Annotated in this window: 10 protein-coding genes; 4 read left to right on the top strand and 6 right to left on the bottom strand. The window is 65.5% G+C overall.

The window, feature by feature from the left end:
• Window positions 1-54: 54 nt before the first annotated feature.
• Window positions 55-1,545 (top strand): DEAD/DEAH box helicase, encoded by a 1,491-nt coding sequence (locus tag VKP62_01380; protein ID MEB3195833.1) that lies wholly within the window; start codon window positions 55-57, stop codon window positions 1,543-1,545.
• 135 nt (window positions 1,546-1,680) lie between these two features.
• On the opposite strand, the gene VKP62_01375 is transcribed toward VKP62_01380, so the two are convergent.
• The 3 genes from VKP62_01375 to murI form a co-directional block, all read right to left on the bottom strand.
• Entirely contained in the window at window positions 1,681-3,189 is a 1,509-nt protein-coding gene (locus tag VKP62_01375; GenBank protein ID MEB3195832.1) for a 5'-nucleotidase C-terminal domain-containing protein, read from the bottom strand.
• A 24-nt stretch (window positions 3,190-3,213) separates the two neighbouring features.
• On the bottom strand, window positions 3,214-4,635 hold the full coding sequence (locus VKP62_01370; protein ID MEB3195831.1) for a hypothetical protein: 1,422 nt from the start codon (window positions 4,633-4,635) through the stop codon (window positions 3,214-3,216).
• 86 nt (window positions 4,636-4,721) lie between these two features.
• On the bottom strand, window positions 4,722-5,543 hold the full coding sequence (gene murI / locus VKP62_01365; protein MEB3195830.1) for a glutamate racemase: 822 nt from the start codon (window positions 5,541-5,543) through the stop codon (window positions 4,722-4,724).
• Window positions 5,544-5,823: 280 nt separating this feature from the next.
• Here murI and VKP62_01360 point away from each other — a divergent pair, with 280 nt between their 5' ends.
• The gene (locus VKP62_01360) at window positions 5,824-7,185 is read left to right on the top strand and encodes an SPOR domain-containing protein (protein ID MEB3195829.1); all 1,362 of its coding nucleotides are present in this window, start codon (window positions 5,824-5,826) and stop codon (window positions 7,183-7,185) included.
• A gap of 11 nt (window positions 7,186-7,196) precedes the next feature.
• Here VKP62_01360 and VKP62_01355 read toward each other — a convergent pair whose 3' ends face one another.
• Complete coding sequence (locus tag VKP62_01355; GenBank protein MEB3195828.1) at window positions 7,197-7,748, bottom strand: hypothetical protein; 552 nt, start codon at window positions 7,746-7,748, stop codon at window positions 7,197-7,199.
• Between the two features lie 152 nt (window positions 7,749-7,900).
• Between VKP62_01355 and metG the strand changes: the two genes are divergently transcribed.
• Both metG and VKP62_01345 read left to right on the top strand, forming a co-directional pair.
• Complete coding sequence (gene metG / locus VKP62_01350; GenBank protein ID MEB3195827.1) at window positions 7,901-9,448, top strand: methionine--tRNA ligase; 1,548 nt, start codon at window positions 7,901-7,903, stop codon at window positions 9,446-9,448.
• Between the two features lie 6 nt (window positions 9,449-9,454).
• The gene (locus VKP62_01345; GenBank protein MEB3195826.1) at window positions 9,455-10,231 is read left to right on the top strand and encodes a TatD family hydrolase; all 777 of its coding nucleotides are present in this window, start codon (window positions 9,455-9,457) and stop codon (window positions 10,229-10,231) included.
• Window positions 10,232-10,405: 174 nt separating this feature from the next.
• On the opposite strand, the gene VKP62_01340 is transcribed toward VKP62_01345, so the two are convergent.
• A complete protein-coding gene (locus tag VKP62_01340; protein MEB3195825.1) occupies window positions 10,406-12,724 on the bottom strand; it encodes a hypothetical protein in 2,319 nt (772 codons plus the stop codon).
• Window positions 12,725-12,909: 185 nt separating this feature from the next.
• Window positions 12,910-14,496: a hypothetical protein gene (locus VKP62_01335; protein ID MEB3195824.1), complete on the bottom strand. Its 1,587-nt coding sequence runs from the start codon at window positions 14,494-14,496 to the stop codon at window positions 12,910-12,912.
• Between the last annotated feature and the right edge of the window lie 149 nt (window positions 14,497-14,645).

Here is a 14,645-nt window from a genome sequence, read left to right as displayed (position 1 = left end):
GCCACAGGGGAACGCTTCCCGCAGCGAGGGAGCGGCGTGGTACCATCCCTGGCTATGACCACCTTTCACCAACTGGGCCTTCCTGCCGCGCTGTGCGACCTGTTGCTACAAGAGGGCATCGAAACCCCCTCCGAGCCGCAGGCGCAGTCCTTCACGCCGCTGGTGGAGGGGCGTCACCTCTTGCTCAGCGCGCAAACCGGTAGCGGCAAGACCCTGGCCTATTTGCTGCCGCTTTGGAAGCGCTTGGAGTCCCTGCCTTCTGCTCCTCCGCCAGTGCCAGGTCGCCCCGCCGCGCCGCGCTTGCTGATCCTGGTGCCCACCCAAGAGCTGGGCGTGCAGGTGCGTGACGTGGTGCGTTTGCTCTGGGGGGAGCGCCCAGGGGCCGTTCTGGCTTTGATCGGGGGCGCCAATCCAGAGCGCCAGCGCGAAGCGCTGAAACGTGCCCCGGAAGTGGTGGTGGGAACACCGGGGCGGGTGGCTGACTTTGTCAGTCGTCAGGCTTTGACGCTATCAGCTGTTCGGGCGATCGTTCTGGATGAGGCCGATCACCTGGCTGAAGCGCCCCATCGTGCCGACGTGGTGTCTCTGTTTCATGCGGCGCCCTCGGGGCGTCAGGTGGTGGCTTGCTCAGCCACCCTGAGCTCGGCCTCGCGTGATTGGCTGGCCGGTCTGTTGTCGGAGCCGGTCGTGGTCGACCTCGCCACCGAACTGACGCTGCCAGCGACGCTGAGGCACCAGGTGCTCGTGACGCCGGAGCGTGATCAGCTCCCCACCTTGCGGAAGTTGTTGCATCACCTGGCGCCCACGGGGGCGATCGCCTTTTTCAACCGGGCCGCAGACATCGACTGGCTGGTGGCGAAGCTGGTTCATCATGGGGTGCGGGCGGCCGGGTTGCACGCCGGACTGCGCAAACTCCAGCGCACGGAAACCATGCGGGCCTTCCGTGGCGGCCAGTTACAGCTTCTGGTGGCCACGGAACTGGCGGCCCGCGGCCTCGACCTGGGCGGCTGTGAACTCGTGTTCAACCTCGATCTGCCGCGTTCGGCGGAGCAGTACGTGCATCGCGTCGGACGCACGGGACGCATGGGGCGTGCTGGATTGGCGATCACCCTGGTGGACCCGACTGAAACTCGCCTGCTCAGCGTGCTCGAGCGAGCGCTCGGCTTGTCATTCGAACCGGCCGTTTACGCCTTTGGAGAGTTGCGCGCGCCCGAACCCGTCGACGAGGTCCGCGCCCGCCGGCGCGCGGCGGCCCGTGCCGAACGCGGCGCGTCCAAAGAGAAGCCTGGCAAGGCCGAGGCGTCAGGCGGGCGGGCGAAGACGGAGGAGAAGAAGGGGGCCGCCAAGAAGTCTGGCCAGAAGGCTCCCACCGCTCGGCAAGTGGCCAAGGGCAAGGCCCGCAAAGCCGCGCGAAAGTCCGCCGGGGCATGGAAGCGAAGCTCCGGTGTGGCGCGGCCTGGCGGGGGAACGGAGGGATCCAGTTCCGCGCCGAACAGCCCCTTCGATGCATCGGGAGCCAATCCCACGGCTGCCCCTCAGGCGTGAGGGAGGCCCCGGCACCGGCTCCGGTCGTCCGAACACCCGATTGCGCCCCCCACTTCCGTGGACGGCCTGAGTCCATCGAGCGGGCGAGAAGGCCTCGGCGGCCTGGGGGCGCCTCGCTCCTATCTGTGGGCGAGTTCAGGAGGCCGTGGCCGGCGTGCGTTTCCGAATCCGGCCACCGCTGGGAGCCTCCACGGCTCCGGCACGCTTTTTCATGAAACGCATGAAGGCGTCCCGCACCAGGGTGCCCGTATTGACCACCTCCGACACGCTCCGGAAGACGTCGGCGCCATCATTGCCCTGGGCCACGTAGTCGATCGTGGCCACGCGGTAGACGGCACCAGGTTCAAGGGCCTTGCCCTCCACCTGAACAGCCCTGGCGCGCTCGCCATCGACCTCGTACTGCAGCCCAGCCACCTGCAGGCTCCCGCTCTTGCCGTTGCGACTGGCCGCGAAGTCCAGAATGGCCTGCAACTGAACGCCCGTGCATGTAAACGTCACCAGGGTGTTCTCGAAAGGCAGCATCGAGAACACCATGCCGCGCGTGATATCCCCCTGGGGCAGCGGCGCGCGAATGCCGCCACTGTTCATGAACGCCACCTGAGCGCCGGTCTCCTCTTTGACAGCGTCCGCCACCAGGTTGCCAATCGGCGTGTCCCCCTCGCGTTTGCGGCTGTTGCTGAACTCGATAGCCGTCCGTCCCACCACTTCCTGCATCTGGGTCGCGATCTGCTTCGCGTAATGAGCCACGGTGGCTGCCACCGTGGGGTCCTCCGGGATTTCCGTGCCGACCGTCAGCAGGCGTCCCTCATGACGCACGATCCGTCCCCCCTCCACCTGGAGGTCGATGCGACCCATGAATTCGCCCCACTGGAAGGCCTGGGCCACCAGCGTGTCTCGCTTGGCATGTTTCACCACCACGGGCTTTTCAACCTTGGTGTGGCTATGCCCGCCCACGATCAGGTCCACGTCAGGCATCGCCTTCGCCAGGCTGACCTCCTCCTCGTGCCCGATGTGGGTCAGCAGCACGACCAGATCCACCTGGCTGCGCAGTCTCTGGACGAGGTGCTTCAATTCGGGCTCCGGGTCTTTGAAGGTGATCCCGGCGCGACGCGGCGCGGCCACCGCCTCGAAGGCGTTGCGACCGAGTGCCCCCACCACGGCGATTTTCAGCCCCCCTCGCTCGAAGATGCGATGGGTCGGGAAGTAGCGCTGACCTTTGGGGTCATAGAGGTTGATGGCCAGGGGCGGGTGATCCAGATGGCGTGACTGGGTGAGCAGGTTCTGGATGCCGTTGTCGAGGTCGTGGTTGCCCACGGCCATGGCGTCATAGCCTGCCTGCTTCATGGTGATGAAGTCCGGCTCCCCCGAGAAAAAATTGAACAGGGGCGTTCCCTGGAACACGTCTCCGGCGTCGAGCACCAGGGTGGCCGGGTTTTCCTTCTTGACCTGACGGATCAAGCTGGCGCGCCGCGCGATTCCCCCGAGCCCCTTGCCGTGCCGGGTGTCGAAGGCTTCCAGATGGTCGTGGGTGTCGTTCGTGTGCAGGATGGTCAGCGGGACCGGAGCCGCCTCTGCGGCCTGGTCCCAGGCAGGCGTGAGGCACAGCATCGACAAGCACAGGATGCGAGCAAGACGGAGTGACAAGGCCTGTCCTTTCTGGGGGAGGGGTCAACGCCAGTCCAGCGGGTGGAACCCCGAGATGTCTCGATTGGTTCCCCCCACCAGCGTCAGCGGCAACATCAAACTCTGAAATGGCGCCACCAGCTGCGGTGGGAAGGTGTTTCCGCCCACGTTGCCCGGCAGGTACTGGGTCTGAAAAATGCGCGAGATGTTGGGCGAGTTGGCCTCGGTGCGCAAGAAGTAAAGGGTATTGAGCCGGTCCACCGACCAGATCGGCGAGCTCTCGCGCCCCATCGGGTCGGTATTGGAGATGTTCAGCGGCGTGATGGCCGTGCTTTGCGCCAGGTCCTGCACAAAGATGCGCTGGAACTTGTTCGCTCCGCTCTGGTAGTTCACGACCGGACCAAAGCGGGTATAGGCCAGCAACTGACCGTTGGGATGCCAGGCCGGCTCCACCGCCCAGTTGCTGCCGTCCCCCTGCATGTCGCTGACACTCCGGGTGTAGGTTCCCCGCCGGTTCATCAGGAAGATGTTCCAGTTCTGGGTCCGGTCGCCCGGGGTGTTCATGCTATTGGCGCGGGCCGAGACGGCGATGATCCGGTCTTCCGGGGCCGTCGGCAGTGGATTCCAGGCCGGATGACGCTCATCCCAGGTGTTGCTGGTCAAGCGCGTGATGGCGCGGCCGCCGCCACTGTTCTGATCCACGTTCATCATGTAAATGTCATAGGTGCCGGCCGAGTCGTCGGCGTGGTTACTGGCGAACAGCAGGTAGGAGCCATTCGGGCTCCAGGAGGGGTCCAGGGCCAGGCCCCGGTTGAAGTTGGTCAGATACAACACCTGGCCGGCCGCGTCGCGCATGGCCACCTTGCTGGTGCCATCGCCCGGGTAGTACACGAAGGCGATGCGCTCCCCGTTCGGCGAGATCACGGGCGAGGAGCCCTTGATGGGCTGCTTGCTCAGGTCCAGCAGGGGTTGCGGCTGGCTTTGCATCTGGCCGCCGCCGCTGTCGATCGCCGTCATCAAGGTCCCGTTGGGGCCGTTGTTGTCGGTGCTGGCGAAGACCACGGTGGAGCCCGTGATGGTCACGACGCGCTGGGTGCGCGTGGTGTAGGGGCCATCTTGCGCAATGATTTCGATCGTGTCGTTTTGTCGGATGCCCTCCGCCGAGGGATAACTCGCCGTGTAGGGGGCGTGGTACCAGACCTGGTTACCCGCGCGCAGGTAGCCGCCTTGCGGTGCGGTTTCCCCATTCAGGCCGACCAGCCGGCCGCGCTCCGCGCGATAGTAAAAGAACGGTTGGCGAAACCATCCCACCTGGGCTTCGAGGCGCACCATGGTTCGCTCGCCGACCCGCAAGTTGGGATTTTCCAGGTTGACCTGGAAGATCACGATCTGCATCGGACAAGCCGTCAGGGCCAGCGAGGCAGCGGCGCCCAGCAGGGCGGTCAGGGCGAGACGAGGGGCGCGCACGGAAACTCCGTTGATGAAGCAGGCAGGTCGGTTCAACCCTATATACCCCTTCCGGCCACGTCCCATGCGGTGACGCCCGTAGCCGCTCACGGCCGACCAGCTGCCAGCGTCGGCAGCGTGACGCGCTCCACTTCGGAAACCAGTCCCGGAATCAGCCGTTCCGCCTCGGCCCGGAATCGCTGAGCGTCCCCGCTGACCGTGACGCGCAACGGGGGCACGGCCGGCCGGCAGGCGCCGATCCCGCGCGTGCTCAGCACGGATTCCACGTGGTCCGCCAGGCGAATCGCCGGATCGATCAGGGGCACGCCGGGTAGCCAGGATGCGATCAGGGGCGCCAGGTGAGGGTAATGGGTGCATCCGAGCAGCAGGGCGCGGGGCGGGGTCGCAAGAAAGGGCGCGAGGCAGTCACGCAGCGCTTCGTGGGCCTCGGGGCCGGCCCAGGCACCGGACTCCACCAGCGGCACCAGGGCGGGGCACGCCTGCGCCAGCACCGGGGCGGAGGGGGCCCGGGCGGCGATCGCCCGTTGATAAGCACCGCTGGCCACGGTCGCCTGGGTGGCGATCAGGCCGATCGGACCGTCGGGGGCGGCGTCGACGACGGCTTCCGCGCCAGCCTGGATCAGCCCCACGATCGGGACGGACACCTCATTTTCGAGCCGGGTGAGGGCCAACGCCGAGGAGGTGTTGCAGGCCACCACCAGGCACTTGGCCCCTTCGGCAACCAGCCAGTCGGCGATCTGCAGGTTGAAGGCCACGATCTCGGCGGCGGGACGGGGCCCATAGGGCACGCGAGCCGTATCGCCAAAATAAAGAAACGACTCGCCGGGCAGGCGCGCCGTCAGCACGCGCAGAACAGACAGCCCTCCGAGGCCGGAGTCATAGAGCGCAATCGGTGATGGCAACGTCACGCGCGGCTTCCTGGGGTTGGGCGAGGGCGGTCGTTCAGCGATGGGCTGGTGGCATTAGGGTAGCACGCGTCGGGCGCGCCGTGCGGTACGAGGCACACCTTCACGGTTCATGCCGGAATTGTCCGGTCGTTCGGGCATGGGCGGGTGGGGACGGGGTATAATCCTTCCGTCGCGCTTGCGTGTCACATCACCGGGGGCCGGACCGGCCCGTCGACGGAACTTCAACCCGCGCCCCGTGCTCTGATAAACGGGTTTTGGCGGCTCTCCCAGGAGGACCTTCGTGTTTTTCAATCGCCGTCCCGATTCGCCTGAGTTCGTCAGCAGCGTGCCTGATTACGATCAGGACCAGGACGAATATTACGGAGAAGAGGACGGCGAGGAGGGCGATGACGAGCACGACGAGGAGGAGGAGGAGGACGACGAGGAGGAAGATGAAGAGGGCGCTTCCGCCAAGCCCTCTGGCTCGAAAAACTGGGTCAAGAGTGCCCTGATTGGCATTGCGGCCCTCTTGTTCCTTGGTGGCGGTGGCTACTACGCCATGCTGGTGTTTGCTCCGGAGGTGGTGGACGAGATCGTCAACAGCATCTCGTCGCCCGAAGAGGCGCCAGCTGACCCCGTTGCCCAGGCGCCCGCGCCAGCCTCCGAGCCTGCCGCTGACCCCGCCAAACCGGATGAGGCAGCCCCTCCGCCGCCTTCCGAGCCCAAACAAGGGGGTGCGCCGGTCAAGACGGCGGGCAAGCCTGCGCCCGGCGAAGGGGAAGCCCCGCCTCCCAATGAAGCGCCCCCTGCCGGGGAGGGGGCGCCTGCGGCGGCCCCCCCCGCGGACACGGCGCCCGCCAAGCCTGCGCCCCGCCCCAAGCCCAAGCCAACCTTCACGATTCCGCCTGTTCCGAAGGCCGATGAAGAGCCAAAGGACATCGAACCGGTAGAACCCGTGACGCGGGTGCTCCCGAAGGCCGCCCCTCGGCCAACGGGGGGACGTGCCGCTGCTGCCATCGCGGGGGTACCCAGCCGCCATGGGTTGCAGGTGGGCTCCTTTGCCAATCCCGATAACGCCTCCCGGCTGGTCCAGCAATTGCGAGCCCAAGGGCGGCCCGCCTTTGTGCTGCGACACGCCGGTATGAGCCGGGTTTACCTTGGCCAGCCTCGCCTGGTGGCTATGCAGCGCGCTCCGGGAGGGCGCTATGCCAGGAGCCAGGCCCGGGCCTACCGCCTGTCCTCTCGCTACGCCAAGAAGCGGATGGCCCAGGCGACCCGTTACGCGCGGAAGGCCCCCGGTCGGGGTCATTGGCACGCGCGGTACACGGCGCCGGGCTATCGCAGCACCCCCTGGATTCCGGGGCATTCCTCCTACATTCCGTGGGGTGGCGGTCAAGGCCAGCCGCACAGCCGCCGTGCCCACCAGCGCTCCGCTCGCCCGCAGGGCGGCCGCTACGGCGTCCAGGTCGGCTCCTTTTCGAATCCGGACAATGCCGCCTTGCTGGTCAGCCAGTTGCGTTCCCAGGGCATTCAGTCCTACACGGGCCACAGCGCCGGGATGAGCCGGGTCTATGTCGGCAACTATCGGAACCCCAGCGCCGCCGGCGCTGCCGCCCGCCAGCTCCAGGGCCAGGGCATTCCGGCGGCCGTGACCCTTCACTGACCAGCGCGGCGTCAGCCTGGTCCGAGCGCCGAAGGCCGGCGGGTCAGCGGAAGCTTGAGGTCACCGGCCACGCGCCGAGCGAAGTCGTTGAGCCAGGCCAGCACGAAGGTCCTCAACGTCTCTGCGTCCGGCGTATCCGCGCGCAGGACCACCGCTTCACCCAGCTGGAATAACTCGGCCCCGTCGGTGTAAAGCTGGACCGTGGTGGCCTCCCAGCAGACGTGTTCGGCTCCTGGAAAGGTGAAATCCGCCGAAACCCAGTTGGCGGCAAGGGCCTCCTGGAGCTGGGCATCCGTGACCAGGAAATAAGGTCGCAAGGCATCGAGCCAATCGGCATCGGAACGCAGGTGATGAAACTGCCAGCCCCGCTGGGTGAGACCGGACAGTACGGTGTCGGCGCGAAGCGCCTCCGGCCATTCCTGCGCGTTCAGGTCTTCGGCGATGCTGGTCTCATCGGGATAGATGCGTCCTTGGTTGAGGATCGGGTCGATCACGAGAAAGAACGGATAGTCGGACACCACACGTCCGGCCTTGTCGCGAAAGCGAGGTAAATTCGCCGTCATGGAGGGGGGCCTCGAAAACCCTGGGGTGAGGGGGCGGTCAGGGGGCGAGATCACGCGCCGGGCGGTTTGCCATGGCCCCCACGATTTGGTAGGCTCGCGCAGGGCAGCTCTTCTGCCCCCGGTCTAGCACCGAATCAGTGAGGAAGCGCGACGTGGCCACGCCCTATTACATTACCACTGCGATCGACTACACCAACGCCCCCCCGCATCTGGGGCACGCTTACGAGAAGATCGCCGCTGACGTGCTGGCCCGCTGGCATCGCCTGCTGGGAGAGGACGTCTTCTTTCTGACGGGCGTCGACGAACATGGCGTCAAGATCGAGAAAGCCGCCGCTGCAGAGGGCATTTCGCCCCGCGACTTCGTGGGCCGGATCTCGCCTCAGTTCGTGTCGACCTGGGCGACGCTGGGGGTTCGCTACGATCGCTTCATTCGCACCACCGACGCCTTCCACGAGCAGGCCGTTCAAACGGCTTTCGCGCGTCTGGTGGCTCAGGGCGACGTGGACAAGGCCACCTACGAGGGCCTGTATTGCGCCGGGTGCGAGGAGTTCAAGAATGAACGAGACCTGATTGACGGCCGTTGCCCCAACCACGACGCCGCGCCACAGCCATTTTCCGAGGAGAACTATGTCCTCAGAATCTCGCGCTACCGGGACCGGATTCGCCACCACATCGACACGCATCCCGAGTTCATTCAACCGGAAAGCCGTCGCAACGAGATCCTCAACCTGCTCGACAGCTTCCCGGACGTCTCCGTTTCGCGCCAGAAGGTGCGCTGGGGAATCCCGGTTCCGGGCGATGAGTCGCAGGTCATCTACGTCTGGATCGATGCCTTGTTGAATTACCTCACGGGCATCGGCTGGGGCTGGGATGAGGCCTCCTTCCAGCGTTACTGGCCGGCGGCCGTTCACATCGTCGGCAAGGACATCATGAAGTTCCACTGCATCATCTGGCCCACGATCCTGATGGCGCTCGATTTGCCCCTGCCCAGAACCATTCACGGGCACGGCTGGGTGAGCATCGGGGACCAGAAGATGAGCAAGTCGCTTGGCAACGTGGTGGAGCCCAATGCCCTGGCTACCCAATATGGCGCCGATGCGTTGCGTTACTACCTGATGCGGGAGATCACCTATGGCAAGGACGGCGCTTACACCTTTGACCTGTTCAAGGTGCGGGTGAATGCCGACCTGGCCAATAACCTCGGCAACGCCCTGAACCGCACCCTCGGCATGCTGGAGAAGCAGTTTGACGGGGTCGTGCCGGACGACTTGCCGGCGTTGACCGCGGAGTTGGCCGCGCGGGTCCGTGACACGCAGCAGCAGGTGGCAGCCCACATGGCGGGCTACGAGATTCAGGAAGCCCTGGAAACGATCTGGCGCCTGATTGATGCGGTCAACAAATTCATCGACGTGCAGGCCCCTTGGGCGTTGGCCAAGGCGGGTGAGCGGGAAAAGCTGGCCGGCGTGCTATATGGCGTGCTCGAGTCGCTGCGAGGCGTGGCCATCCTCGTCAGTCCCTTCATTCCTGCGCTGGCGGCCCAGATGTGGGACCAGCTGGGCCTCGATAGGCCGCTGGACGAGCAGCGCCTGTCGGATCTGGCCTGGGGAGGGCTGACTTCCGGGACGCGCACGCGCAAGGCGGGGCCGGTCTATCCTCGCATCGAGGATGCGCTGGCTGAGGCCGGGGCCAAGAAGAAGTAAGCGCCCGTGGAGCTGCTGTTTGACACGCACTGCCACCTGGATGTGCCGGCCTTCGACGCCGACCGGGAGGAGATGCTGCAGCGAGCCCGGCGGGGGGGCGTGGGCACGATGCTGGTGCCTGGCATCTCCTTGCCTGACCTGCCGCGCGTGCTGGCCCTGGCCGAGCGGGAGCCTGACGTCTGGGCGGCCGTCGGGGTGCATCCGCACGAGGCGGCCAGCTGGACCCCGCAGGCCATCGACGCGTTGCGGGCCCTGGCGCTTCATCCCAAGGTCGCGGCGATCGGCGAGATGGGCTTGGATTATTACTATCCGGAGCCGCCCCGTGAGATCCAGCGTGAGGCCTTTGCCGCCCAGGTGCAACTGGCCGCGGAACTCGGCAAACCCATCATCGTGCATGACCGTGACAGTCACGCGGATGTGCTGGCCATCCTGACCAACCACTTGAATCGGGAGGTGGGTGGGGTCATGCATTGCTTTTCAGGCTCGCCTGAGTTTGCCCGGGAATGTGTCGCCATCGGGATGTTCATCTCGTTTGCGGGTCCGGTGACCTTCAAGAATGCCCATCACCTGCAGCAGGCAGCGGCCTCAGTGCCGCTGGACCGTCTGCTGGTCGAGACGGATTCGCCCTATCTGGCGCCGGTCCCTCACCGGGGCAAGCGCAACGAGCCAGCTCACGTGGTCCACGTGGCGGAAAAACTGGCCAGCCTGCATGGGCTGGCACCTGACGAGATGATTCGCCGCACGCGGGAGAACGGCCGTCGCCTGTTCGGCCTCGGCGCCTGACCTCCCGGCGGACGCCGCGCTTGGAACGGCGCATCCGAGTGTCACCCAAAAGAGCGGCCCCCTCGTAGGAGGGAGCCGCGTCTTAGAGCCTTGATTCGGGATGGGCCTGGCTCGTTGAAGGCGAGGCCTTCAGGGGCTCAGCCCGTCCGCATCAACCCAGGTCGCCCTGCCTGATCACTTGGGTGCGATCAGCGAGGACTTCAGGGTGTGGGGATAGGTGTATACCTGTCCACGCTGCAAGTTGCCCATGGCCGGATAGTTGAAGGTGAGGGTGTTGGCACTTTCCTCGAACGACAGGCTGTAGGTGCCATCTTGCGACAGGATCGTGTCCAGTTGCATGGTGTGCTTGAGCGGGTTGTTGACCGCCTCCTCGACGGGCAGGCTGAAGACCAACTTGCCGCCAGCCGGGGTCACGGAGGTGGTCCTGTTCTTGGCCACGCCACTGGAATCCGTCACGCGGTAGTTCAGGATCCAGGCCCCCTGGCTCGACCCTGCGAAGTTGATGGTCATCTTCGGCAGGTTCGCATTGATCTGCACCGGGACGTTGCCGCCGTTGACCGTGCCGGTTCCCACCCCGGACAGCGACACGCCATTGAAGGTGCGGGTCGCGGTCACACTGGTGGAGGCTCCATTGAGGCCCCAGGTGCTGGCCGTGTTGACGTTGTTGAACGACAGCTGATCGCGTCCGGCCGGTTTCTTCGAGGAGGCGGAGACGTTGTGCGTGAACTGGTAGGCCAGGTCACTGGCGCTCTGGCCATTCCACTTGATCGTCGGCTGCTGGTCGTCCGGCACCGAGGCGTCGTCCGAGGCATACGAGGCCGAGCTGCTTACGGGCTTGTTGTGGTAGACCGTCAGGTTGATGGTGTTGTCCTGGTTCCAGCCGATGGTTCCAGCCGCGTCGTTCATATCCACCTGGCCGCCGTCCATGGCAAAGTTGGCCCCCGTCAGGGTGAACCCTTCGCTGGCCGCGGTGGCCGCTTTCATGGCGATGTCCCGGGTGACGTTGCTGAATCCGCTGAAACCCTGGTCTCCGTGGCTGGTGCCGCGCGAGTAACTGCCATTGAGCGGGCTGCCGTTGTTACTGAAGGCAAAGGTGACCCGCGGCATGTTCTTGACGATAGAGAGGTTGACGGTGCCACAGTTCACGCTGTAGCCAGCGATCGTGCCATAGGAGCCGGCATCACCGGGCATCGATGCGGTCGCCGAGCCGCCGGCATTGGCCGCCCCATAAACCCAGCAGTATCCAGTGGAGCCCGCAGTGGCCGTCGAGCCTGGCGCGCGTACCGGGGTCCCGACGTGGGAGAAGCTCACGCGAGCTCCTGAGGCAGCTTGGCCTGAATAGCGACTGTCATTGGAACTGTACATCACCCGGGCGTTGATGGTGGACGACTGGTGGTAGCGCGTCCGAGTTTCGTTGGTGCAGGAGGTCACGGTGATCTCGCTGCACGACCGATTGGTGTTCATGTAGACGCAGTGCCCGTTGTTCATAGCCGGATCATGAATTTGCAACTGGCTGCCGTGGTCGACGCAATCCTGGACCTGACGAGACGTGCAAACCTGGACCGTGTAATTCTCCGGATCGTTGGGTTGGTTACAGACCGCGTTCATCAGGCGAAAGGCCTTGCTCGCCAGATCCGCCAGCGGGGGCTCGGCTGCCGGTGCGGGCACCATCATGGCGAAGTGAACGTCTCCGTTCGCGCTCACGGAGAACAGGTCCTTCATCGAAAAGCCCGTGGGGTTGTTCTTGAGCGAGGTTTGCACGAACTCCTTGAGGGGCGGCTCAGCCTTGAAGTTCACGCGCACGGACGCGCCCGGCGTGATTTCAGCCCCGCCGAGGTCCAGCGCGTACGAGTAGCGTCCCAGCGGCAGGTTGTCTCCGAATTTGGTCGTGTCGATGTGGTCAAAACCCGGGGAGACGGCCTTGACTGAACTCGGCTGCGCCTCATAGATGCGGGTGACGCGCACCTGGGCGTCTTTGTTGAGGGCGCCGGGCGAGAAGGTCACCTCGATGGTGCCGTCCGCGTTCGCGAACTTGCCCCCTTTCTCTGCCGTCACGCTGTGGATGTCTCCGTTGGCCGGATGCAAGCGCACCGAGTAGCGAGGCACGACCTTGATCCGCGAGGGCACGATACCGGTGGCCTGGGCGATGGCCACCAGGTATTCCTGGCCTTGGGGGAGGCTGGTTTGCATCGTCACGATGCCTTGGGCGTCTGACGTGAGTCGCTCCTCGCCCACCTGCAGGACCGCCCCTTCGATGGGTTGGCCCGCCAGGTCTCGCAGCTGAAACTGGTTCGCTTCCAGGGAGACGGTGGGAGATTCGAGGCCCGTATCGCGCATCAGCTGCGCCGCTTTGGCCTGAGGGTCTGCCTTGACCTTGGCGCTGCTGGTCACCTTGCCGGTGTCCTCAGAAGCCGTCGGCGGGGCGGCCTGACATGCCGCCACCGCAAGCAGCAGCATAGCGATGCTGGATCGGGTCAATGTGGCGCGGTTCATCACGATTCTCCTTTCAATCCCACGGGGGCGGGGCACACAAATGGTCAACACGTTCTCGAACGGAACGTGTGAATTCCGTTGCTCTAATGGGCTCTTACCCAAGCTTGAGCGGCTCAAGCGGAAATCTCACCCAAGCTGAGCTGGCTTAATCTTGAGATAACCTGAGCTGTGATTGTCCGGTCCGCTCAGGGCGTCTTTCGCACATAGCGCAGCCGGGCTGCGCTGCCCGAAACCCCCAGGTCATACGCGAACAGGCCCAGCATGTTGCCGTTGCTGCGGTCGATGTGTTCCGCCAACCCCAGAATCGCCCCGACCCGGGCCAGGCTGCCGCTGGCTGCATTCGTGTAGGCGGCCTCCTGGCTGCCCAGCACGGTCAGGACCCGGCCATCGGGTTCGACCCGCCGCAGGCGCGGCGTTTCGCGCTCGCCAAAATAGACATGGCCGGCCAGGTCGGCGGCCAGCGCGATCGGCGATTTCAGGCGGGCCGTGCCCGCCGGGCCATCGATGGCCCCCTCCGAACCCGGGGTGCCAGCCAGCAAGCCCACCTGGCCTTCCAGAAGGAAGGCGGTCGGCACCAGGGCGGTCGAGAACGTGACGGTGCCTGGCAGGGTGCGCAGGCAGTGGTTGTTGGTGTCTGCGACCACGATGGAACCCGTCAAGGTGGGAGAGAGCAGCAAGGACGCCAGGCTCACCTGGCATTTCAGGGACAGGGCGGTCGGGCGATTGAACCGGGCGGCGCTGGCGGAAACGGTGCCTGCCACGGCGACGCCCGGGGTGGTTGACTTCCCTCCTGCCACGAACTCCACGTTGTAGGGCGCCGCGGCCACATTGACCTTGCGGATGCTGTGATAGCCCGCGTCAGCGAAGTACAGGTCATCGTTGATGAGCAACAGGCCGTGAGGTTCCATCAGGGTGGCCGAAGCACCCGGACCGTCGAGGTAGGCCGCGTCTGGTGGGGTGTTGGCGTTGCCTGCGATGACGTCGAATTTGAGCGTGTCCGTGGCCGTTTTGGGAAAGGTGAGCCGCACGATGCGCTTCAGGAAGGAGTCTGCGATGTAGAGGGCGCCGCGCTTGGGGTCGTAGGCCAGCCCGCGAGGCTTGTTCAAGGTGGAGTTCTGCGCGTCGGGATCTCCCGTTCCTCCCCAGCCCACTGCGCCGGCTGGGTTGACGTTCATCAGCGTCTTGTAGGCCGGGTCGGTGTAGTGGACCAACACGTTGGTCGCGCCCGCCAGCGGCATGGGGGCCATGCCGATGCCCTCCGGGCTTTTGCCGATCAAGGCCGTGTCGCCTTTTGGGTTGACGATGGTTGTGGGATTGCCGTCAATCTGGCCACCAGCCAGAAACTCGATCGAAAACGCCTGGCCGGTGTAGAGAATCGGGTTCGTCTGGCTCGCGACGGGCTGCGTGCCGCTGCTCACGGTCGTTTGGGTGCCCGTGGCCGTGGAGGGTTGGGTGGTGCTCGCGATCGGGGTGGGGGTGGGCGAGGGGGGGGCGGTCGCGGAGGCGGTCGGGGTGGCGGTCACCGCCGTGTTGCTGGCCGTCGGATTGGGGGACCCCGGGGCGAAGCTGGCAGATGGCGAATCGCTTTGATTGGCCGCTGGGCTGCTCTTGGAGGCCGTTTTGGGCTTCTTCGTCGTGCCTGATAGCTCGCTGGTCTCTGGCGTGCTGGGGCTCTGGCAGGCCTGCGCGGCCATCACCACTCCCGCGAAGCTCAGAACCAGCCATCTGGCGCGCACGCTCTCGACCTCTTGCCGCACGGGCGGTCCCGTCATCCCTTGATGACCTTCGCCCAGGGTTTCATACCCAACCTTGCCCTGGTCCTCGACGTCCGCCCTGAGGCGCCCGTGACGCTCACTCTCGCGGGTGCTAGCATGAAGGCTCGGATACGCTGCGGTTTTTGCCGCGTTTGCTGGATGAGGCG

Source organism: Candidatus Sericytochromatia bacterium (assembly GCA_035285325.1).
Taxonomy (GTDB): domain Bacteria; phylum Cyanobacteriota; class Sericytochromatia; order S15B-MN24; family JAQBPE01; genus JAYKJB01.
This window is presented reverse-complemented; position numbering and strand designations above follow the sequence as displayed.

Bases quoted from the DNA above. Each gene is read 5' to 3' on its own strand.
- VKP62_01355 (MEB3195828.1), bottom strand. From the start codon at position 7,748: ATGACGGCGAATTTACCTCGCTTTCGCGACAAGGCCGGACGTGTGGTG.
- VKP62_01335 (MEB3195824.1), bottom strand. From the start codon at position 14,496: ATGACGGGACCGCCCGTGCGGCAAGAGGTCGAGAGCGTGCGCGCCAGA.
- VKP62_01380 (MEB3195833.1), top strand. From the start codon at position 55: ATGACCACCTTTCACCAACTGGGCCTTCCTGCCGCGCTGTGCGACCTG.
- VKP62_01340 (MEB3195825.1), bottom strand. From the start codon at position 12,724: ATGAACCGCGCCACATTGACCCGATCCAGCATCGCTATGCTGCTGCTT.